The 20,747-nt window shown below is 70.8% G+C and carries 18 protein-coding genes, 2 pseudogenes and 1 riboswitch; of the genes and pseudogenes, 9 read left to right on the plus strand and 11 right to left on the minus strand.

What is annotated here, in order from left to right; translation table 11 throughout:
• Positions 1–36: 36 nt before the first annotated feature.
• Positions 37–471, plus strand: coding sequence for a MarR family winged helix-turn-helix transcriptional regulator (locus M3Q35_RS36470; protein WP_273944612.1), 435 nt, complete (start codon positions 37–39; stop codon positions 469–471).
• Here the strand turns inward: M3Q35_RS36470 and M3Q35_RS36475 are convergent.
• Entirely contained in the window at positions 451–1,389 is a 939-nt protein-coding gene (locus M3Q35_RS36475; protein WP_273937095.1) for an NADP-dependent oxidoreductase, read from the minus strand. The genes M3Q35_RS36470 and M3Q35_RS36475 overlap by 21 nt on opposite strands.
• A 96-nt stretch (positions 1,390–1,485) precedes the next feature.
• Here M3Q35_RS36475 and M3Q35_RS36480 point away from each other — a divergent pair, with 96 nt between their 5' ends.
• Positions 1,486–1,872 (plus strand): winged helix-turn-helix transcriptional regulator, encoded by a 387-nt coding sequence (locus tag M3Q35_RS36480; protein WP_273937096.1) that lies wholly within the window; start codon positions 1,486–1,488, stop codon positions 1,870–1,872.
• A gap of 68 nt (positions 1,873–1,940) precedes the next feature.
• Here M3Q35_RS36480 and thiD read toward each other — a convergent pair whose 3' ends face one another.
• Positions 1,941–2,744, minus strand: coding sequence for a bifunctional hydroxymethylpyrimidine kinase/phosphomethylpyrimidine kinase (thiD, locus tag M3Q35_RS36485; RefSeq protein WP_273937097.1), 804 nt, complete (start codon positions 2,742–2,744; stop codon positions 1,941–1,943).
• Between the two features lie 23 nt (positions 2,745–2,767).
• Positions 2,768–4,417, minus strand: a complete 1,650-nt coding sequence (gene thiC / locus M3Q35_RS36490) for a phosphomethylpyrimidine synthase ThiC (RefSeq protein WP_273937098.1) — start codon at positions 4,415–4,417, stop codon at positions 2,768–2,770.
• Positions 4,410–4,537, minus strand: a riboswitch (TPP riboswitch). Its footprint overlaps the gene before it by 8 nt.
• Positions 4,538–4,603: 66 nt before the next feature.
• Between thiC and M3Q35_RS36495 the strand changes: the two genes are divergently transcribed.
• Together M3Q35_RS36495 and M3Q35_RS36500 are read left to right on the plus strand one after the other, a co-directional pair.
• Entirely contained in the window at positions 4,604–5,236 is a 633-nt protein-coding gene (locus M3Q35_RS36495) for a hypothetical protein (protein ID WP_273937099.1), read from the plus strand.
• 45 nt (positions 5,237–5,281) lie between these two features.
• A complete protein-coding gene (locus M3Q35_RS36500; protein ID WP_273937100.1) occupies positions 5,282–6,232 on the plus strand; it encodes a quinone oxidoreductase family protein in 951 nt (316 codons plus the stop codon).
• Here the strand turns inward: M3Q35_RS36500 and M3Q35_RS36505 are convergent.
• Both M3Q35_RS36505 and M3Q35_RS36510 read right to left on the minus strand, forming a co-directional pair.
• Positions 6,221–7,123: a glycosyltransferase gene (locus M3Q35_RS36505; protein ID WP_273937101.1), complete on the minus strand. Its 903-nt coding sequence runs from the start codon at positions 7,121–7,123 to the stop codon at positions 6,221–6,223. The two genes, M3Q35_RS36500 and M3Q35_RS36505, sit on opposite strands and share 12 nt — an antisense overlap.
• Before the next feature lie 117 nt (positions 7,124–7,240).
• Positions 7,241–7,828, minus strand: a complete 588-nt coding sequence (locus M3Q35_RS36510; RefSeq protein ID WP_273937102.1) for a peptide deformylase — start codon at positions 7,826–7,828, stop codon at positions 7,241–7,243.
• Positions 7,829–8,018: 190 nt separating this feature from the next.
• On the opposite strand from M3Q35_RS36510, the gene M3Q35_RS36515 reads away from it, so the two are divergent.
• On the plus strand, positions 8,019–8,315 hold the full coding sequence (locus M3Q35_RS36515) for a DUF3263 domain-containing protein (RefSeq protein ID WP_273937103.1): 297 nt from the start codon (positions 8,019–8,021) through the stop codon (positions 8,313–8,315).
• A complete protein-coding gene (locus tag M3Q35_RS36520; RefSeq protein WP_273937104.1) occupies positions 8,312–8,908 on the plus strand; it encodes a LytR C-terminal domain-containing protein in 597 nt (198 codons plus the stop codon). Before M3Q35_RS36515 ends, M3Q35_RS36520 begins: the two co-directional genes overlap by 4 nt.
• Before the next feature lie 89 nt (positions 8,909–8,997).
• Here the strand turns inward: M3Q35_RS36520 and M3Q35_RS36525 are convergent.
• The 5 genes and pseudogenes from M3Q35_RS36525 to moeA all read right to left on the minus strand — a co-directional run bounded on the left by M3Q35_RS36525 (position 8,998) and on the right by moeA (position 14,395).
• Positions 8,998–11,180, minus strand: a pseudogene (locus M3Q35_RS36525) (AAA family ATPase).
• Between the two features lie 29 nt (positions 11,181–11,209).
• Positions 11,210–12,163, minus strand: coding sequence for a CDP-diacylglycerol--serine O-phosphatidyltransferase (gene pssA, locus M3Q35_RS36530; RefSeq protein ID WP_273944613.1), 954 nt, complete (start codon positions 12,161–12,163; stop codon positions 11,210–11,212).
• Positions 12,164–12,877 (minus strand): annotated as a pseudogene (locus M3Q35_RS36535) (phosphatidylserine decarboxylase); the annotation flags it as partial. It lies immediately after the preceding gene.
• Positions 12,878–12,919: 42 nt separating this feature from the next.
• Entirely contained in the window at positions 12,920–13,198 is a 279-nt protein-coding gene (locus M3Q35_RS36540) for a GlsB/YeaQ/YmgE family stress response membrane protein (RefSeq protein ID WP_273937105.1), read from the minus strand.
• 9 nt (positions 13,199–13,207) lie between these two features.
• Positions 13,208–14,395, minus strand: coding sequence for a molybdopterin molybdotransferase MoeA (gene moeA / locus M3Q35_RS36545; protein ID WP_273944614.1), 1,188 nt, complete (start codon positions 14,393–14,395; stop codon positions 13,208–13,210).
• 217 nt (positions 14,396–14,612) lie between these two features.
• Between moeA and M3Q35_RS36550 the strand changes: the two genes are divergently transcribed.
• From M3Q35_RS36550 to groL, 3 genes are all read left to right on the plus strand, one after another.
• On the plus strand, positions 14,613–14,816 hold the full coding sequence (locus M3Q35_RS36550) for a cold-shock protein (protein WP_025354171.1): 204 nt from the start codon (positions 14,613–14,615) through the stop codon (positions 14,814–14,816).
• Positions 14,817–14,920: 104 nt separating this feature from the next.
• Positions 14,921–16,111, plus strand: coding sequence for a serine/threonine-protein kinase (locus M3Q35_RS36555; protein WP_273937107.1), 1,191 nt, complete (start codon positions 14,921–14,923; stop codon positions 16,109–16,111).
• Positions 16,112–16,288: 177 nt separating this feature from the next.
• A complete protein-coding gene (groL, locus tag M3Q35_RS36560) occupies positions 16,289–17,911 on the plus strand; it encodes a chaperonin GroEL (RefSeq protein WP_273937108.1) in 1,623 nt (540 codons plus the stop codon).
• 144 nt (positions 17,912–18,055) lie between these two features.
• On the opposite strand, the gene M3Q35_RS36565 is transcribed toward groL, so the two are convergent.
• A complete protein-coding gene (locus tag M3Q35_RS36565; RefSeq protein WP_273937109.1) occupies positions 18,056–20,686 on the minus strand; it encodes a CHAT domain-containing protein in 2,631 nt (876 codons plus the stop codon).
• Between the last annotated feature and the right edge of the window lie 61 nt (positions 20,687–20,747).

Genomic DNA, 20,747 nt, shown 5'->3' on the forward strand with positions numbered 1-20,747 from the left:
AGGTGACCACCTACCCGAGGAGTGAGTGTCGTGGCGATGTCGACGACGACGGCTACGGTCGACGAGACCACGCGGCTGTACCTGGCGGTCGGCCGGCTGTCCCGGATCCTGCGCCGCAGCGGGTCGCCCGGCCTCGGCCAGGGCTCGATCTCGGCCCTGGCCACGCTGGCCTACAAGGGTCCGATGCGGCTGGGCGACCTGGCCGCCCGCGAGGGGGTGGCCCCGCCGACGCTGTCGCGGATCATCGCCGCGCTGGTCGAGTCCGGCTACGTGATGCGGGAGGCCGACCCGCAGGACGGCCGGGCCTCGCTGGTGCGGGCGACGGCGGCCGGCGAGCAGATCATCGCCGGGGTCCGCTCCGAGCGGCTGCACGAGCTGCACAACCGCCTGGAGCGGCTGACCGAGGAGCAGCGGACCGCGCTGGCCGCCGCCGTGCCGGCGCTGGAGGCGCTAGTGGCCGAGGACGTCTAGCACCAGCTTGCCGGTGAGCTGGTTGGCCGCGCCGAGCTCGTGCGCCTTGCCGGCCTCGGCCAGCGGCAGCACCTGGTCGACGCGGACGGTCAGCTTGCCCGCGGTGATCAGGTCGACCAGGCCTTCGAGCCCACGCTGGTCGGGCTCGACGAGGATGCCGGTGGCGCGCACGCCGTGCTGCGCGGCCTTGGCCGCCAGCTCCTCGCTGACGCCGCCGGGCACCGCGAACACCGTGCCGCCGGGCTTGAGCACGTCCACCGAGCGCAGCGCGTTGTCGCCGCCGATCAGGTCGAAAACGACGTCGACATCCCGCGCGACCTGCGTGAAGTCGGTGGTGGTGTAGTCGATCGGCTCGTCGACGCCGATGCCGCGCAGGAACTCGTGCTTGACCGCGCGGCCGGTGCCGTAGACGTAGGCGCCGCGGGCCTTGGCGATCTGCACGGCCAGGTGTCCGACACCGCCGGCCGCGGCATGCACGAGGACCCGCTGCCCGGCCTGCACCTGGACGTCGTCGACCAGCGCCTGCCACGCGGTCAGGCCGGCCAGCGGCAGCGCCGCGGCCTCGAAGTGGCTGAGCCCGGCCGGCTTGCGTACGAACTGCCGCGACGGGGCGACCACGTACTCGCCGTAGCCGCCGGCCTCCTTCGGGAACAGCGGCATGCCCAGCACCTCGTCACCCGGCTTGAGCCAGCTGACGCCGAAGCCGACCTGCTCCACCGTGCCGGACACGTCCCAGCCCAGCACGAACGGCGGCGTGCCCAGGAACACGCCGTGCTCCCGGGTCTTCCAGTCCACCGGGTTCACGCCGGCCGCGTTGACCCGCACGAGGATCTCCGTCGGCCCCGGCTCGGGTCGCTCGACCTCGACCACCTTGAGCACGTCGGTCCCGCCGAGCTCGGTCTGGCGCACGACTCGCATCTCGATCTGTCCCTTCCCATCGGTTGACTGCTCAGTCATCCTGGGGGAGCTGGTACACAACCGCTAGTACGCACTAATTTGTAAAGTAGGTACCTGATGGATACCGCTTGGGACCCGTATCTTCTCGCCTGCCCGTGCCGAGACGTGCTGGACCTCGTGGCCAACAAATGGACCGCGCTGATGATCGGCAAGCTGGCCCAGCGGCCGCACCGGTTCGGCGAGCTGCGCCGCGAGGTGGCCGGTATCACGCCCAAGGTGCTCACCCAGAACCTGCGCAGCCTGGAGCGGGACGGCCTGATCAGCCGCAAGGTCTACCCGACGACGCCGCCGAGCGTCGAGTACGCGCTGACCCCGCTGGGCGAGAGCATCAGCGGCTACCTCATCGCCCTGAACAACTGGACCGCCGCCAACTTCAACGAGATCAAACGCTCCCGCGCCGCCTACGACGCCGCCCAGCAGACCGCGCCCCAGCCCGTCGGCTAACGGCAGCCTTTGACGCTTGGAAGGGGGCCTTCCTGCACTCGGAGTGTAGGAAGGCCCCCTTCCAACACTCAGAACTGCGCCTCGGAGAGGCGCCAGAAGTTGGAGACGGGGCCGGTGCCGTGGCCGAGGGGGTAGGCGTTGCGCACCGCCTGCACGATGAAGCGCTTGCCGAACTCGACCGCCGCCGGCATGGTCGCGCCCTTGGCCAGCGCCGAGGTGATCGACGAGGCCAGCGTGTCGCCGCTGCCGTGCGTGTGCTGGACGTCGAAACGCGGCCCCGGCAGCTCGATCACCGCCACGCCGTCGTACAGGATGTCCACGCACTCCGGGTCTTCACGCAGGTGCCCGGCCTTGATCAGCACCCACTGCGGTCCGAAGTCGAACATGGCCTTGGCCGCGTCGAGCATCTGGTCCCGGCGCCGGACGTCGATGCCGGTCAGCAGCCGCACCTCGTCCAGGTTGGGCGTGACCAGCGACGCCCGCCGGAACAGCAGACTCTTCAAGCCGGCCAACGCGTTGTCGGCCAGCAGCTGGTCGCCGTGCATGGACGCGGACACCGGGTCGACGACGAACGGGATCTTGTGGTCCCGGCCGATGCCGACCTTGTCGATCGTCGCCGCGATGGCCTCGATGATCGGCGCCGACGCCAGCATGCCGGTTTTCGCCGCCGTCACGCCGATGTCGGTCACCACCGCCTCGATCTGCGCGGCCACCACCTCGGGCGGGATCTCGTGGAAACCCGAGACCCCGACCGAGTTCTGCACGGTGACCGCGGTGACCGCGGTGGTGGCGTGCACGCCGCAGGCGAAGAACGTCCGGCAGTCGGCATGCACGCCCGCGCCACCGCCGGAATCCGTGCCGGCGATGGTCAATGCCCGAGGGGAGTAGCCCCCATTTACCCCTCCACTACAGGTAGGTACACCTGCTTGCCGTGCGCCTGGAACTCCGCGGACATCTCGGCCATGCCGGCCTCGATGGCGTCCACTGAGGACAGGTTGTGCTCCTCAGCGTACTTGCGGACGTCCTGGGTGATGCGCATCGAGCAGAACTTCGGCCCGCACATGGAGCAGAAGTGCGCGGTCTTGGCCGGCTCGGCCGGCAGCGTCTCGTCGTGGAAGGACCGCGCGGTGTCGGGGTCGAGCGACAGGTTGAACTGGTCGGTCCAGCGGAACTCGAAGCGGGCCTTGGACAGCGCGTCGTCCCGCTCCTGCGCCTTGGGGTGTCCCTTGGCCAGGTCGGCCGAGTGGGCGGCGATCTTGTACGTGATCACGCCGACCTTGACGTCGTCCCGGTTGGGCAGGCCGAGGTGCTCCTTGGGCGTGACGTAGCAGAGCATCGCGGTCCCGGCCCAGGCGATCTGCGCGGCGCCGATGGCCGAGGTGATGTGGTCGTAGGCCGGCGCGATGTCGGTGGCCAGCGGGCCGAGCGTGTAGAACGGCGCCTCGCCGCACAGCTCTTCCTCCAGCCGCACGTTCTCCACGATCTTGTGCATCGGCACGTGGCCGGGGCCCTCGATCATGACCTGCACGTCCTTGGCCCGCGCGATGTGCGTGAGCTCGCCGAGGGTGCGCAGCTCGGCGAACTGGGCGGCGTCGTTGGCGTCGGCGATGGACCCGGGCCGCAGCCCGTCGCCGAGCGAGAAGGTGACGTCGTACTCCCGCAGGATGTCGCAGAGTTCCTCGAAATGCGTGTACAGGAAGGATTCCGTGTGGTGCGCCAGGCACCAGGCGGCCATGATCGAGCCGCCGCGGGACACGATGCCGGTGACGCGCTTGGCCGTCAGCGGCACGTAGCGCAGCAGCACGCCGGCGTGCACGGTCATGTAGTCGACGCCCTGCTCGCACTGCTCGATCACGGTGTCCCGGTAGATCTCCCAGTTCAGCTTGGTCGGGTCACCGCCGACCTTCTCCAGCGCCTGGTACATCGGCACGGTGCCGATCGGGACCGGCGAGTTGCGCAGGATCCACTCCCGCGTCTCGTGGATCCGCTTGCCGGTGGACAGATCCATGATGGTGTCGGCGCCCCAGCGGGCGGCCCACACCATCTTGTCCACCTCCTCCTCGATGGACGAGGAGACGGCCGAGTTGCCCATATTGGCGTTGATCTTGACGAGGAACTTCTTGCCGATGATGGCCGGCTCGGACTCGGGATGCTTGCGGTTGACCGGAATCACCGCCCGGCCGATGGCCACCTCGCTGCGCACGAACTCGGGGTCGACCCCCTCGCGGGCCGCGCAGAAGGCCATCTCCTTGGTGATGATGCCGGCCTTGGCGTAGGCCAGCTGCGTCACCGCGCCGTTGACGGGCTGCCGTTCGGCCACCCAGGATTCGCGCAACTTCGACAGTCCACTTTGGACGTCGACCACCGCCGTGTCGTCGGTGTAGGGGCCGGAGGTGTCGTACAGGTCAAGGTGTTCGCCATTGGTGAGTTCGACCCTACGCATCGGGATCCGGACACCGTCCGGACCGTCGACGTAGACCTTGTGTGAACCCTGGATCGGACCCGTGGTCACGGTGGGCCGGACCCGGTCGTCAAGAGACGTCATGGCGATTCCTCCCTACGCTGGCATTACCCAGTCAGGTTCAGGCGGTCGGCGGCGCCGGATCTGGAGATGACCCAGCCGCCCTCTCAGCCCGCTGTGGTGCGAGCTCCCGCGGTGTTCAGTTGTCGGCTCCCCGACGCTAGCGAATGCCGGCGGTTCCTGCCAGCCTCGGTCGCGTACCTTGTGCCGGTGGCAGACGATCAACCGTTTCCACCCGGCGCTCGACGGGCGGTCCGACCGACGGCGGTCATCGACTGCCCGGCCTGCGGCGAACTGGCCGGCCGCGGCTATCCGACGTGCCTGGTGTGCGCGGAGCTGGTCGACCAGTTCTGGACCCTGGACTGGCGGCCGCTGGTCGAGGTGTCCGGCATCCCGGAGCTGGAGCTGGCCGAGCTGGTGCTGCTGGAGGACGTCGGCAAGCTGCCGTGGACCTGCACCGACGTGGCCATGACGCTGCTGCGCTGCCAGACCTGCGGGGCCGAGCTGGGCACCGGCGACCTGCCTTGTATGCGCTGCCGGGTGGCCGACGAGAACCGTTGGGCCTGGGACCACATGGGCTACCCGGAGCGGATGACCGGCAACGAGCACGCCATGCGGGTGGCCCGGATGGTGCTGCGGGCCCCGCACCGCCAGCGGGAGACGATCGTCCAGGGCTGGCGGCTGACCATGCCGTTCCTGCTGCTCGGTGAGCTGCCGACGACCTCGCAGGCGCAGCGGATCCGGGCCCACGTGCTGGCCGAGCGCTACGACGAGCTGGTGCGGGCCCGCTCGCTGACCGACCTGGCCGGGCTGCCCAGCGTGCCGTGGCGGCGCGAGGCCTGAGTTCTGTACTTGCGGGTCCATTTTTGTCTTCCTAAGTTCGATGACATGCGAACAATCCACATCGAACGGCACGGCGGCCCGGAGGTCATGGCCTGGACCGAGCTCCCGGATCCGACGCCCGGACCAGGGCAAACGGTGGTGCGGCCGACGGCGATCGGCGTGAACTACATGGACATCGGCGCCCGGGAAACCGGCATGGGCGGCTGGGGCGCGCCGGTCACGTTGGGCGTGGAGGGCGCGGGCCGGGTGGTGGCCGTCGGCGACGGTGTCGAGCTGGCCGTCGGTGACCGGGTGGCCTGGTTCTACGTGCCGGGCAGCTACGCGGAGCTGGTCCTCGCGCCGGCATCGTCGCTGGTCAAGCTGCCCGACGACATCGAGGACGAGACCGCGGCGGCGGTGATGATGCAGGGGCTGACCGCCAACCACTTCACCACCGAGACGTACGCGATCAAGCCGGGCGACACGGCGGTCGTGCACGCGGCGGCCGGCGGTGTCGGATCGATGCTGACCCAGATGATCAGGGCCCGTGGCGGTACCTCGATCGGCCTGGTGTCCCGGCCGGAAAAGATCTCCGCGGCCCGTACGGACCACGTGTTGGTGTCCAGCGGTGGCGGCTTCGAGGACCGGATCCGTGAGCTGACCGGAGGCGAAGGGGCGCACGTGGTCTACGACGGCGGTGGCGCGCCGACGTTCCGCTCCTCGCAGCTGTCGCTGCGCCGCCACGGCGTGCACGTCTACTACGGGCCGTTCATGGGCGTGCCGACGCTGACGCCGATGGACCTGCCCAACAGCATCCTGCTGTCGTACGCCGCGGTGGCCGACCACGTGCCGACGCGGGAGGCGCTGATCCGGCGCAGCAACGAGGTGTTCGACCTGGTCCGCAACGGGCAGGTCAGCGTGCACATCGGCGGCCGCTACGCGCTCAGGGACGCCGCCAAGGCCCACGCCGACCTGGAATCCCGTGCCACCACGGGAAAACTGCTGCTAGTGCCGTAGGTACGACTCCACGGCGTCGGTGATGCTGGCCAGGGCGTCGAGCCGCGCGTACTCGGCGGCCAGCCGCTCGGCGTTGCCCCGATAGGTCGGGTCGGACAGCACGATCCGCACGGCCTGCTTGATGTCGTCCTCGGACGGCTTGTCCGTGGCCAGGTACAGCGCCGCGCCGGTGGCGGCGGCCCGGGTGTTGCTCTCCAGCTGGTCGGCCGACCGGCCGGTCAGCACCAGCGGCTTGGCCTGCCGCAAAGCCCGCTGCACGGTGTCGAAGGTGCCGTCGCTGATCACCACGTCGCCGTCGATCCGGGTCGACGGCAGCGCACCGACGAAACGCACGTGCGAGGGCGTGTCGCTGCGCCGGTAGCTCAGTTCCTCCACGGACAGCTGGAGAAACCGGTCGGCCGCGAGAATCGGCGCGTCCAGCACGAACGGCAGCGGATCGTGCGTGACACCGACCGACCGCATGGCCTCGACGAACTCCTCCTGCACGCCGCCGAGCGCATCCCGCACGTACTCGTAGGCGCGGCGGTTGCGCTCCCGTCCGGCGGCCGTGCGGTCCGGCGGCAGGCCGAGGCCGGCCGGCGCGGTGTCGATGCTGCTCAGCGAGAACGGCTCGGTGCCGACCAGGATCAGCGCCGACGGCTTCGGGCCGGGCGCGCCGTAGCTCAGCGGCAGCGTCCCCTGGAACGCCACGTCCCCGACCACCACCGTCGGCTCGCCCGATTCGGCCAGCAGCCGGCACAGCCGCCGGTGCTGGTCGACCAGGGCGCGGCCGGTCGGCGGCTCGAGCCCGGTGATCAGCTCGACCTCGTGGCCGCGCTGCACCAGCGCGTCGACGATGGTGCGCATGGCGCGCCGGTGCGAGGTGGTGGCCGTGACGACGACCCTGCCCATGACTGTGCCTCCCAGATGTGGCGCCCTACGAGAGGGAGACGTCCGGTCACGCGCCGTGGATCAATGGTCGACCGAACGGGCACGCAGACCGGCCCGGTTGTTCACATACGTGAGAACTCAGTCCTCGTCGTCCTCGTCGGCGAACGGGTCGGGCTCGACCGCCGGGTCCCAGGACAGGCCGGGCACGCCCCAGCCGTTGCGCTTGAGCATCTTCTTGGCCGCACGGGCGTTCCGGCCGACCAGCCGGTCCAGGTAGAGCAGGCCGTCGAGGTGGTCGGTCTCGTGCTGAAGGCAGCGGGCGAAGAAGCCGGTGCCCTCGACCTCGACCGGCTCGCCGTTGTCGTCGAAGCCGGTGACCTTGGCCCAGTCGGCCCGGCCGGTCGGGTACGTCTCGCCCGGCACCGACAGGCAGCCCTCGAAGTCGTCGTCCGGATCGGGCATGCCCTCCGGGCGGGCCGAGGTCTCCAGCGTCGGGTTGACCACGACACCCTTGTGCCGGTTGCCCTCGTCGTCCGGGCAGTCGTAGACGAACACCCGCCGGTCGACGCCGATCTGGTTGGCCGCGAGACCGACGCCGTTGGCCGCGGCCATCGTCTCGTACATGTCCGCGACCAGGGTGCGCAGCCCGTCGTCGAAGTCCGTGACCGGCCGTGTCGGGGTGCTCAGCACCGGGTCGCCAACCACACGGATCGGGTGAATCGCCATGTGCCGACCCTAGGGGCCGGCAGCGCAAGATCATTGTCAGGGGTGGTCGGTAGGCTTCGCTCCTTCGGGACGCGCCGGGGTACGCCGACGGCCCGAATCAAGATCACGTGATTGAATGGTCGCCTGGGAATCACACGGCTGTGATTCCTGCGACCGCAGGGATCCGCGACCGTGAGGGGCGAGGAGCCAGATGGACGCCGTGAAGGCCATCACGCAGGTGGACGAGCCTGCCGAGGGCCTGACCCGACGAGAGCACGCCATCCTGGCGTTCGAACGTCAATGGTGGAAGTACGCCGGGGCCAAGGAGCAGGCCATCCGCGAGCTGTTCGACATGTCCTCGACCCGTTACTACCAGGTGCTCAACGGTCTGATCGAGAAGCAGGAAGCCATGGCCGCCGACCCGATGCTGATCAAGCGGCTACGCCGGCTGCGCGCCGGTAGGCAGCGCGCCCGCGCGGCCCGCCGACTGGGGTTCGAGCCCCGATGAGCACGCCGGAGCCCACCGGCGGCCCTGCCCGCCCCGCCCGCATCGCCGGCATCGTCCTGCTGGCCGTCGCGGCCATCGCGCTCGTGATGGGCGTCATCAGCCTGCTCCCCTCCTCCGGTGGCGGCAACAACGCCGGCGGCACCAGCACCACGCCGCCCCCGGCCACCACGACCACGTCCGGCCCGGCCAAGCCGACCACCACCACGCCGGCCCCGACGACGACCACGTCCAAGCCGGCTGCCACCACGACCACCACTTCGGCGACCCAGCCGCCGGCCGGCGGTGGCGGCAACCCGCAGTCCGAGCCGGTGCGTGTGTACAACAACGGCACCATCCCGCACCTGGCCGAGCAGGCCGCCAACGACTTCCGCAGCGCCGGCTACACCGTTCCCACGGTCGGCAACTACTCGCAGGGCATCATCGGCACGTCCACCGTGTACTTCCGGCCGGGCACCGCCGAGGAGGCCGAGGCCAACGCCCTGGCGGCGGCCTTCCACATGCGGTCCATGCCCCGCTTCGACGGCATCCAGCAGGCCGACCCCGGCGTCATCGTCATCGTCACCAACGACTACAGCCCACCCAAAAAGGGCTGACCCCCAAGATCAAGGGACCGATCCTCGCGTTGAACGTCAGGAAGGGCCCCTTACTGACGTTCAACGTCAGTAAGGGGCCCTTCCTGACATCAAAGCTTGCGGGAGTCGGCGTAGGCGGCTAGCTGGGCCAGCTGGGCGGGGTCGAGGGAGGGGCGTACGGCGGTGCGGGCCTTGGCCAGGTGGGCGGCGGTGACCTCGGCGGCCGACAGCGACTCCCGCATGGCGGTCAGGGCCGCCTCCCGGACCAGGCCGGCGCAGTCGGCGGCGGAGTAGCCGTCGAGCTCGGCGGCCAGCGCGGCCAGGTCGACGTCGGAGGCCAGGGGCATGTTCTTCGAGGCCGAGCGCAGAATCTCGGCCCGGGCCTCGCCGTCCGGCGGCGGCACGTAGATCACGCGCTCCAGCCGGCCGGGCCGCAGCAGCGCCGGGTCGAGCAGCTCGGGCCGGTTGGTCGCGCCGACCACGATGACGTCCCGCAGCGGCTCGACGCCGTCCAGCTCGGTCAGCAGCGCGGCCACCACCCGGTCGGCCACGCCGGAGTCGGAGGACTGGCCGCGGCGTGGGGCCAGCGCGTCGACCTCGTCCAGGAAGACCAGGGTGGGCGCGGCCTCGGCGGCCCGCCGGAACAGCTCGCGTACGGCCCGCTCGGACTCGCCGACGAACTTGTCCATCAGCTCGGCGCCCTTGACCGACAACACGTTCAGCCGCCCGCTGCCGGCCAGCGCCCGTACCAGGAACGTCTTGCCGCAGCCGGGCGGCCCGTACATCAGCACCCCGCGCGGCGGTGCAACCCCAAGGCGGGCAAAGGAATCCGGATATTGCAACGGCCACAGCACGGCCTCGGTCAGCGCCTGCTTGACCTCGCTCATGTCGCCGACGTCGTCGAGCGTGAGGCCGCCGGTCTGCAAAGTGTCCGAAGTGGACATCGAGATCGGGCGTACCGTCTCCAGCGCGCCGAGCAGGTCCTGCTGGCTGACCTGGAGCACGCCGTCGGAATGCCGCATGGCTGCCCGCAGCGCGGCTTCCCGGCGCAGCGCGGCCAGGTCGGCGGCGACGAATCCGGGCGTGCGGTCGGCAACCTCGCCGAGGTCCACATCGGACTCGACGGGTACCTCGCGCAGCAGAACCCGCAGCAATTCCACGCGAACCTTGGCGTCTGGCAAGGGAAGCGACAGCGTCCGGTCGACCAACTCCGGGGCCCGCAGGCGCGGATCGACGGCCTCGGGATGCGCGCTGGTGACGACGAGGGCCAAGCCCTCGGTCCGGATGGCGGCCCGCAGCGTGTCGAGCACGATCGTCGCGACCGGCGGGGAGTGGTCGGCAGCAGCGCGTCGATGTCGGAGATCAACAGCACCGAATGCTCGGCGGTCTTACCGATCGCCGCCAACAGCTGCTTGGCCGCGGCGTTGGCTTCCAGGGCGGCGATGCTCGGGGCCGACAGCTCGACGACCGATGCACCAACGCTCTGCGCCACAGCCCGTACGAGCGTGGCCTTGCCGACGCCCTCCGGACCGCTGATCAGGACCCCGAGCTGGGCCGACGCGCCGAGCTGGGCCAACAGCTCCGGCCGGTGGAAGGTCAGGTTGAGCCACTCCGTGAGCAGCTTGGCCTGGTCCTGCTGGCCGACCAGGTCGGCGACGGGCACCGGCGGCACCTGGGGCACCTGGGGCACCTCAACCGGCACGACGACCGGTTCCGGCTCCGGCTCCTCGACCACGATTTCCGTGCCCCGCCAGGTCAGCACGCTGCTCGGGCCGATCGTCACCGGCCCGACCGGCTGCGTCGCGGTCACGGTGATCAGCTCGTTGGTCCACGTGGTGCCGATGGCCAGCGACAGCTGCCGCCGCGCCTGCGACACGTCGGCGCCGGGCGGCGGGGCCAGGTCCTGGGGCAGCAGCGACACGGCGTCGCCGGTGGTCAGGACCTTGCCGGTCAGGGCCAGCCGCAGCGTGTCCGGGTGCACCGAGGCTGAGGCCAGCCGCGAACCGGTGACCACGATGGACCGCGCCGCCGACACCTCGACCGGAGCCACCACGATCTCCGAGCCCTCGACGATGCCCAGGTTGGACAGCGTCACGTCGTCCACGTAGACGATGCCGTGCGGGCTCTCGCCGTCGTTGGCCGCGGCCAGCGCCGCGCTGACCCGGGACCCGGTCAGCTTGACCGCGTCCCACTGCCGCAGGCCGAGCGCGTCGAGCACCTCGGGATGCAGGCGGACGACACCTCGCCGGGTGTCCAACGCGGACGGGGACAGCCGGGCGGTCAGCGAGATCACGCGGCCAGCTTAGCCACGCCCGGCGTGACTCAGCGGCGTTCCTGGCGGCGCAGCCCCAGCTGTCGCCAGCCCCGGCGACGGCCGTCGCCGTTGGTGCCGTTGGTGCTCGACTCGCTGCGTCGCGGCAGCCGCACCTGGCTGATCCGGCTGGCCGCACCGGCCACCCGGCGGCGCAGCGGCGGCCGCAGCCCGAACCTCCGCGCGGCGCTGCCGGCACGGCGGATGGCCCGCCGCTCCCGGGACGGCACCGACCAGGCCTCGGGGTGCCGGGCCAGCCAGTAGTAGCGGTACACCGAGTACGGGATGTGGGCCAGGTAGATCAGCATCGCGGCGACCAGCGCCCACAGCGGGTACAGCAGCACCGTCGCGGCCACCAGCACCACGCCGACCAGCAGCGGGGCCACGATGCGCGGCGGCACCTTGATCGTCTTCAGCGACAGCGTCGGGACCCGGCTGATCATCAGCGCCGCCACGATCACCGTCCAGATGGCCACCGTGATCGGCGAGGTCCAGAAGCCGTTGCCGGCGGCCAGCCACAGCACGATCGGCAGCAGCGCCAGCAGCGCGCCCGGCGGGGCCGGCACGCCGACGAAGAACTCCTTGGTGAACGGTGGCTTCTCGGTGTCCTCGAGCAGCGTGTTGAACCGCGCCAGGCGCAGCACCATGCACGCCGCGAAGATCAGCGAGACGATCCATAGCCCGTTGTCCGAGCCGTGGGCCCAGATGTAGAGCATCAGCGCCGGCGACACACCGAAGGAGATGGCGTCGGCCAGCGAGTCCAGCTCGGCGCCCATCTTGCTGGTGGCGTCCAGCAGCCGGGCGATCCGCCCGTCAAGGCTGTCCAGGATCGCGGCCGCGCCGATCGCGCCGATCGCCACCGCGTAGTTGTTGGTGAGGGCGAACTGCACGCCGGACAGGCCGGCGCACATGGCCAGCACCGTGATGGCGTTGGGCAGCAGCCGCACACCGGGACCCGAAGGCATTGGGTCAGCCCCGAGTTCGGCGAGCACGGTCTCGCCGCCGATCGTGCGCTGACCCGGCTCGACCAGCACCTTGCTGCCCAGCGGCACGTACAGGTCGACCCGGGAGCCGAACCGGATCAGGCCGTAGGTGCGGCCGGCCACCGCCTGGTCGCCGGTCTTGACCTCGCACACGATGCGCCGCGCGACCAGGCCGGCGATCTGCACCACGACCAGGTCCTTGCCGTCCTCGGTGCGGATGGCCAGCGAGTTGCGCTCGTTGTCCTCGGACGCCTTGTCCAGGTCGGCCGAGAGGAACTTGCCCGGCCGGTAGTGCGCGGCGGTGATCTCGCCGGAGGCCGGCAGCCGCTGCACGTGCACGTCGAAGATGTTGAGGAAGGTGCTGATCCGCAGCATCCGCCCGAACGGAAGGCCCAGCTCGGCCGGCGGCTCGGCCTCGACGACGTCGGCCACCGTGCCGTCGGCCGCGGCCACCGCGACGTTCGGACGGGTCGGCGTGACGCGGGCCGGCTCGCGGAAGAACCAGGCGGCCCAGGCCGTGGCCACGAAGCCGAGGAAGCCCAGGCGGCGGTTGAGCAGCCGCAGCACGAGCGCGCCCACGGCGAAGCCGGCCACGATCGGCCGGCCGCCCGGGTGCATCGGCGGCACGGTCTTGCGGGCCAGGTCCAGGAAGTGGCTGACGGAGAACCCGGCTGGTTCGGGCGAGTTGGCGTTCATCGCGGGACACGATAGGGCAAGGGCGGCGAGCCCCTGCTTTCGCTACTGGCGGCCGCCCCGCCCGGCGCCGCGGAACAGGCTCAGCACGGCCAGCAGGATCACCGCCCCGACCAGGGCGATGCCGAAGCTGGTGAAGTTCCAGCCGAAGTCGTTGGGGTGCCCGGTGGCCAGCTGGTACAGCCAGCCGCCGAGGAACGCGCCGGCGATGCCGACCAGAACGCTGACGATGCAACCCTGCGGCCGGCGGTCGCGGCCGCCGACGACCAGGTTGGCCGCCCAGCCCACGATCGCGCCCAGCACGATCCACCCGATGATGCCCACGACACGACTCTACGCATCAAGACCGACAACCGTGACCGAATCGCCGGCCGCCACCTCGCCGACCCCCTCCGGCACCACGACCAGGCAGTTGGCCACGGCCAGGGCGCTGAGCAGGTGCGAGCCCGGGCCGCCGACCAGGTCGACCGTGCCGGCGGCGTGGTCGAGCCGGCCGCGGCGGAACTGCCGGCGGCCGGGCGGCGAGTGCAGCGCCTGGGTGATCACGGCCGACCGGGTCGGCCGCTGGATCACCGCGTGCCCCATGGCCGAGCGCAGCGCCGGCCGTAGGAACACCTCGAACGACACCTGGGCGCTGACCGGGTTGCCGGGCAGCGTCACCACCGGCACGCCCCGGTAGTTGCCGGCGCCCTGTGGCATGCCGGGCTGCATGGCCACCTTGCGGAACTCCACGCCGTTGCCGGTGAACGCGTCCTTGACCACTTCATAGGCGCCGGCGCTGACGCCACCGGACGTGACGATCAGGTCGGCCGAGTCCAGGCGGTCGGCCAGGGCCGCGTGGAAGGCATCGACGTCGTCCGGCACGAAGCTCAGCACCTCGGCCAGCGCACCGGTCGCACGAATGGCCGCGGCCAGCATCACGCCGTTGGACTCGTAGATCTGCCCGGGCAGCAACGGATTCCCGGCCGCGACGAGCTCGGATCCGGTCGACAGCACCAGAACCCGGGGCCGCCGCCGTACGGGCAGCTCGCCCGCGCCGACCGCGGCGGCCAGACCCAGCTGCGCCGGTCCGAGTTCCGCGCCCGCGTGCAGCACGATGTCGCCGACCTGGACGTCCTCGCCGGCCCGCCGGATGTGCATGCCCGGCTCGACCTCGCCGTTGATCAGCACCCGGTCCACGCCGCCGTCGGTCAGCTCGACCTGGACGACCGCGTCCGCCCCCGGCGGCACCGGCGCGCCGGTCATGATCCGCTGCGTCGTGCCCGGCGCGAGTTCCGACAGTTCGGTCTTTCCGGCCGGGATGTCATCGGTTACCGGGAGTTCGACCGGGGCGTCCCTGATGTCTCGCGCCCGAACGGCGTAACCGTCCATCGCCGAATTGTCGAACGGGGGCAGCGCGATCGGCGAACGAAGGTCTTCCGCGATCGCCAACCCGAGACAGTCCGCCACCGGAATGCGTTCTACCGGCGTATTGCCGACCAGCCCCAACACCGTCGAAAGGTGTTCGTCGACGCTCGCCAGCCGGCTCGGTGAAGTGGTCACGACCCCCATCCTCCCGCATAGCGGCCGGTGCCGGCGGTACCGCCGTTCGAGTCATCGGAAATTGCTGTGCGGCAACGATCCTGGCGCATGAAGAGCACCCAACAAGCAGATGGCGTGACGCCCCGTCGCCGCTAACGTTGACGTGAGATCCATTCGGCGCCCCCAGCGCCGTGCGCCACATCTCAAGGAGGACGCCGTGGCAGTCGGCACGGTCAAGTGGTTCAACTCGGAAAAGGGCTACGGCTTCATCGCTCAGGACAGTGGTCAGGACGTGTTCGTCCACTACTCGGCGATTCAGATGGACGGATTCAGGGCACTGGCTGAGGGCGACCGGGTTGAGTTCGAGGTCCAGGCCGGCCGTGACGGCCGCAGCCAGGCCGCGGACGTCCGCAAGGTCTGATCACAAGAGAAGCAGCATCGCTGAACGGCGGCGGCCCGCGCGGCCGCCGCCGTTTTCCCACCAACCGGCCGCGAGGCGAAACTCGCGGACGTTAGGCTGACCTCGTGTCGGACGACTTGACCGGTAAGCGCCTTGGCCACTACCGCATCGACGCGGTCCTTGGCCGCGGCGGCATGAGCGTCATGTACCGGGCCACGGACAACCGGCTCGGTCGCAAGGTCGCGCTGAAGGTCATCTCCGAACACCTCACCGAGGACCCCGAGTTCCGGGAGCGCTTCGTCGACGAGGCCCGCAACACCGCGGCCATCGACCACTCCAACGTGGTGCCGCTCTACGACTTCGGCGAGCTGGACGGCCTGCTCTACATCGCCATGCGGCTGGTCGACGGCTCCGACCTGGCCAGTCTGATCAAGGACGGCCCGCTGCCGCCCTCCCGTGCGCTGATCCTGGTCAGCCAGGCCGGCGAGGCGCTGGACATGCTGGCCGGCCGCGGCCTGGTGCACCTCGACGTCAAGCCGGCCAACATGCTGGTGACCAGCCGGGAGTCCGCCGGCGAGCACGTCTACCTGGCCGACTTCGGCCTGACCCGCCGCGGCGCCACCGGCCACCGCACCCGTGGCGGCGACTTCCTCGGCTCGCCGACCTACGCGGCCCCCGAGCACCTGCGGGGCGAGCCGGTCGACGGCCGTACCGACCTGTACTCGCTGGCCTGCGTGCTGTTCGCCTGCCTGACCGGCCGGCCGCCCTATCAGGGCAGCGTGTCCGAGGTGATCCAGGGCCACCTGGGCAGCCAGCCGCCGTCGGTGACCAAGCTGGTCAACCTGCCGGCCGGCATCGACGACGTGATCCGCAAGGGCATGGCCAAGGACCCCAAGCAGCGCTACGCCAACTGCCGCGAGCTGGTGGCCGCCGCGCGCTCGGCGCTGGTGACCGTGGCCCAGCCCGGCGTGACCGTGCCGCCGGCCCAGCAGCCGACCGTGCGGACCGAGCCGGCCAGCGGGCCGGTGCCGGTGCAGGTGGCCCAGATCCCGGTCGGGCCGTCCTCGCAGCCGTTCCCCAGCCAGCCCCAGCAGCAGCCCCTCCAGCAGCCACGGCCGTACCAGCCCCAGGGGCAGCCCCAGTACGGCGGCTATCCGCAGGCCGGTGACCAGCCGGTTCGGCTGCGCCCGCCGACGCCCGTGAACAACAACACCTTCCGTGAGGACGGCGGCGCGGCCCGCTGGGCCGTGCCCGTGCTGGCCGGCACCGCGCTGCTGGTGATCCTGGTTGTGTTGATCGTCTGGCTGACCGCCTGACCGACCGCGTTGCTTGCACTCGACCGCCCCGAGTGCTAAACACGAACTAGCACTCGCACCCTACGAGTGCCAACACGTTAGGTCGGGACGGTGAGGCCCACCCCGGTGGGTCGTCCGTCGCGGGCACCGAGCCTGGCCGAGCACCGTGTCATCCATAATCCGGAGGACCACACCGCAATGGCCAAGATGATCGCGTTCGACGAGGACGCCCGCCGCGGTCTCGAGCGCGGGATGAACACCCTCGCTGACGCCGTCAAGGTGACGCTCGGCCCCAAGGGTCGCAACGTCGTGCTGGAGAAGAAGTGGGGCGCCCCCACCATCACCAACGATGGTGTCTCCATCGCCAAGGAGATCGAGCTCGAGGACCCGTGGGAGAAGATCGGGGCCGAGCTCGTCAAGGAGGTCGCCAAGAAGACCGACGACGTCGCGGGTGACGGCACCACCACCGCCACCGTGCTGGCCCAGGCGCTGGTGCGCGAGGGTCTGCGCAACGTCGCCGCCGGCGCGAACCCGCTCGGTCTCAAGCGCGGCATCGAGAAGGCCGTCGAGGCCGTCGCCGAGCAGCTGCTGAAGACCGCCAAGGAGATCGAGACGAAGGAGCAGATCGCTGCTACCGCGTCCATCTCCGCCGCCGACTCCACCATCGGCGAGCTCATCGCCGAGGCGATGGACAAGGTCGGCAAGGAAGGCGTCATCACCGTCGAGGAGAGCAACACCCTCGGGCTCGAGCTGGAGCTCACCGAGGGCATGCGCTTCGACAAGGGCTACATCTCCGGTTACTTCGTGACCGACGCCGAGCGTCAGGAAGCGGTCCTCGAGGACCCGTACATCCTGCTGTTCGGCTCCAAGATCGCGTCCGTCAAGGACCTGCTGCCGCTGCTGGAGAAGGTCATCCAGGCCGGCAAGCCGCTGCTGATCATCTCCGAGGACGTCGAGGGCGAGGCCCTGGCGACCCTGGTGGTCAACAAGATCCGCGGCACCTTCAAGTCCGTCGCCGTCAAGGCCCCGGGCTTCGGCGACCGCCGCAAGGCCATCCTCCAGGACATCGCCACCCTCACCGGTGGCCAGGTCATCTCCGAGGACGTGGGCCTGAAGCTGGAGAACGCCGACCTGACCCTGCTGGGCAAGGCGCGCAAGGTCGTGGTGACCAAGGACGAGACCACGATCGTCGAGGGCGCCGGCGACGCCGAGCAGATCCAGGGCCGCGTCAAGCAGATCCGCGCGGAGATCGAGAAGTCCGACTCGGACTACGACCGCGAGAAGCTCCAGGAGCGCCTGGCCAAGCTGGCCGGCGGCGTTGCCGTCATCAAGGCCGGCGCCGCCACCGAGGTGGAGCTCAAGGAGCGCAAGCACCGCATCGAGGACGCGGTGCGCAACGCCAAGGCCGCCGTCGAGGAGGGCATCGTCGCCGGTGGTGGCGTCGCCCTGCTGCAGGCCGCCGAGGCCGCGTTCGCCGGTCTCACCCTCTCGGGTGACGAGGCCACTGGCGCGAACATCGTCAAGGTCGCCGTCGAGGCGCCCCTGAAGCAGATCGCCGTCAACGCCGGCCTCGAGGGTGGCGTCGTGGTGGAGAAGGTCAAGGGCCTCAAGGCCGGCGAGGGCCTCGACGCCGCGACCGGCGAGTACAAGGACCTGGTCGCCGCGGGCATCATCGACCCGGCCAAGGTGACCCGTTCCGCGCTCCAGAACGCCGCGTCGATCGCCGCGCTGTTCCTCACCACCGAGGCTGTCGTCGCCGACAAGCCGGAGAAGAACCCGGCCCCGGCCGGCGCCCCGGACGCCGGCGGCATGGACTTCTGAGTTAGAGGTCAGTCGCTAGCAAGGCCAAGGGCCGGCTCCGCACCGCGGAGCCGGCCCTTTCCGCGAGTCCCGCTTAGCGTCACACCGAACTGCATGAACAAGTTTCATGCAGTTCGGTGTGACTGTGGGCGGGACTCGCGGGGGCTAGTTGCTGGCGCCGAGGCAGATGAAGGGGCGGCGCAAGGGATCTACGGCGGTGGCGTCGGCCAAGGCGACGGCGGGGCGGGCGCCCTCGGCGACGCGGCGGTGGTAGAAGGCCATGCTCTCGGCGGCGGTCTGGTCGCCGACGCGGGAGACGGCGGCGGTGACGGTGCGGACGCCGGTGGCCAACAAAGCGCCGGCGAAGCCGAGGGCCTCGTCGCCGGGGCGGATGCGGGTCATGGCGAGCTCGCAGGCGGCGAGGACGACCTGCTCGGGTGGGCGCTGGAGACGAGCGGTCTCGTGGGCGAAAAGGCCGCCGTCGACCAGGTCCAGACGGGAGAAGAGGGCGTTGCCGGGCTCATGCATGCCATGGGCGGCGATGTGCGCCAGCTGGGCGCCGTCGAGGGCCTCCAACACGGTCTCGACGGTGGCACGAGGACCCTCGAGCACCTGGGCACCGGGCAGATAACGGGTGAGCTGGGCGACCTCACCGACGGCGGCGGGGAGGTCGGGGCCGCCGACCAGAACGGAACGGCCGGTGCCGGGGAGTTGCTGGTCGGCGGAAGCGGCGAGCCAAGCGGTGGCGGACGGGGCGACGACGACGGGCCGACCACGCAAGGAAGGCAAAGCGCCCCAAGCGATGGGGTAGAGGGGACCGGTCGGCACGACGACGAGCTCCCGGTCACCGATGATCGAGGACAACGGCCGCAACAGCTGGTCGTCGAGGAACTGGGCCCGGCGCCGGGCGGAGGCGGAGACGACCTCGACCAAAGCGGACGGCAGGTGGTCGGGGGCCAGAGCGTCGAGGTCGGCGTGCAGCATCTTGGCGGCCTGCCGGGCATCGGCGACGCTGCCGAGACGGACCAGGCGCGGCCGGCCGTCGACGATGACGACGGCGACCAAGGTGTCGTCGACGGCGGCGAAGCTGATCATGGCACGGTCTTCGAGGCGCTTGCCGACCTCGGCCAGGTCGGCGACGGGGCGCGGCCGGCCCCACACGGTGGTCTGCCAGCCGAGCCGGGTGACCTCCTGCTGCAAAGCGGCGTGCCGGGCGGCCATTTCCCGCACCCGCCGTCCCTCGGCCTTGGCCAGCTGCATGGCCCGGGTCAGACCCCGGATCTCGGTGATCCGGTCGGCCAGCTCGGGATCGTCGATCGAGGGCTGCGGCTCGTAGCGGTACACCTGGGCCCGGGTCCGCTCCAACCAGTCGAACAGCCGGCGCGCGTCGGCGGTGGATCGGTTGCCGTCCAAGACGAGCCGAACGGCCAGCACGCCGAGCTCCCGCCCGTGCACGGCGGTGCCGCTCACCAGCTCCAACCCACCCATCCGGTCACGGGTCCGCCCGAGCTCGGTGAAACCGGCCCGGGCCTGGCTGAACGCGGTCCGACGGTCCCCGGTGGCCACGGCGACCTCGGCCCGGGCCAACCGGCGCAGCATCCGGTGGTCGATGGACGTGAAGCGGCGCGGCGCGGGCACCTCGGACAGCAGCCGGGCGGCGTCGGACACCTCGCCACGGCGCAGCTGGAGACGCACGGCGAGCAGCTTGGCCACCGCGGACTCGTCGGTCTGGGCCACCCCGCTGAGACCCTCGGACAGCTCCAAAGCCTGACGTACCAACGCCTTTGACGGCTTGCGAGGAGCCCTCATGGCCGCGCCGGCGGCGGCGTGCAGCCCGGTCAACGACGCCAGCCAGGCCATGGCCGGCCGTTCCTGACGCAGGTAGCGCCGCCGGGCCAACTGGGCGAAGGACCGCGCGGTGGCGAAGTCGCCCTCCATCACGGCCGCGGCGGCCCGCAACGTCTCGGCTTCGGCAAGGTCGCGGTTGCCGCCCTGCTCACGCAGGCTGCCGAAGGACTCGTCCAGCGCGTTGGCGGCCTCCTCGGCCAGCCCGGCATACAGCAGCACCTGTGCCCGATCGGACCGCACCTTCGGCACGGCGGTCGGCGCGACGCGCGACATCAGCCGTTCGGCTTCCTCGTAGTACCGCAGTGCCGTCGGGGCGTCGCCCATGCGGTAGTGCATCTCGCCGAGGTTGTTGGTGGTGATGGCCAACGTCAGCGGCGAGTGATAGGTGTGCCCGAGCCAGAGGCAGCGGCGCAGGTCGACCCCGGCCGAGAGCGGGTTGCCCATGGCGCTGTTGACCAGGGCACGGGCGGTCAGCGCGCTGATCAATCCGTTCTCAACGGGCGCGCCGGAGGCCAACGCCTTGTCCGTGGCGACGACGGCCTTGTCCAGCACGACAAGGGCTTCGGGCAGCCGACCGGCGCGCCACAGCAGGTTGCCGCGCTGCCGCTCGATCAGGCCCTCCAGCGTCATCCGCTGGGTCCCGGCCGGCATCGACGACACCAGCCGGCCGGCCTGTTGCAGCGACGGCATGCCCTCGCGCAGCCCGTACGCCTCGGCGTCGGTGTGCGCGAGCGAGCTGAGCACCCGGACCCGCAGCCGCTGTTGTTCCTGGTCGGCGGCCGGCACCCGGTCCAGCAGCTTCAGCGCCCGGCGGAGCAGCCGGGACGCCTCGGCGTACTGCTGGGACAGCGCGGTGCGGTGCGCGCCGGCATGCAGTTTGGCCGCCCGGTCCAACACGGCCGCCGCGGCGCGTGGGCGCGCGGCAGCGGCAGTGGACGACGGAGGCACTTGTACATACCAGCACACCCCGCCGAAGGTGTGGTGTCCACCGTCCGGGGAAAGATCGAGT

The organism is Kutzneria chonburiensis (assembly GCF_028622115.1).
Classification (GTDB): Bacteria; Actinomycetota; Actinomycetes; order Mycobacteriales; family Pseudonocardiaceae; genus Kutzneria; species Kutzneria chonburiensis.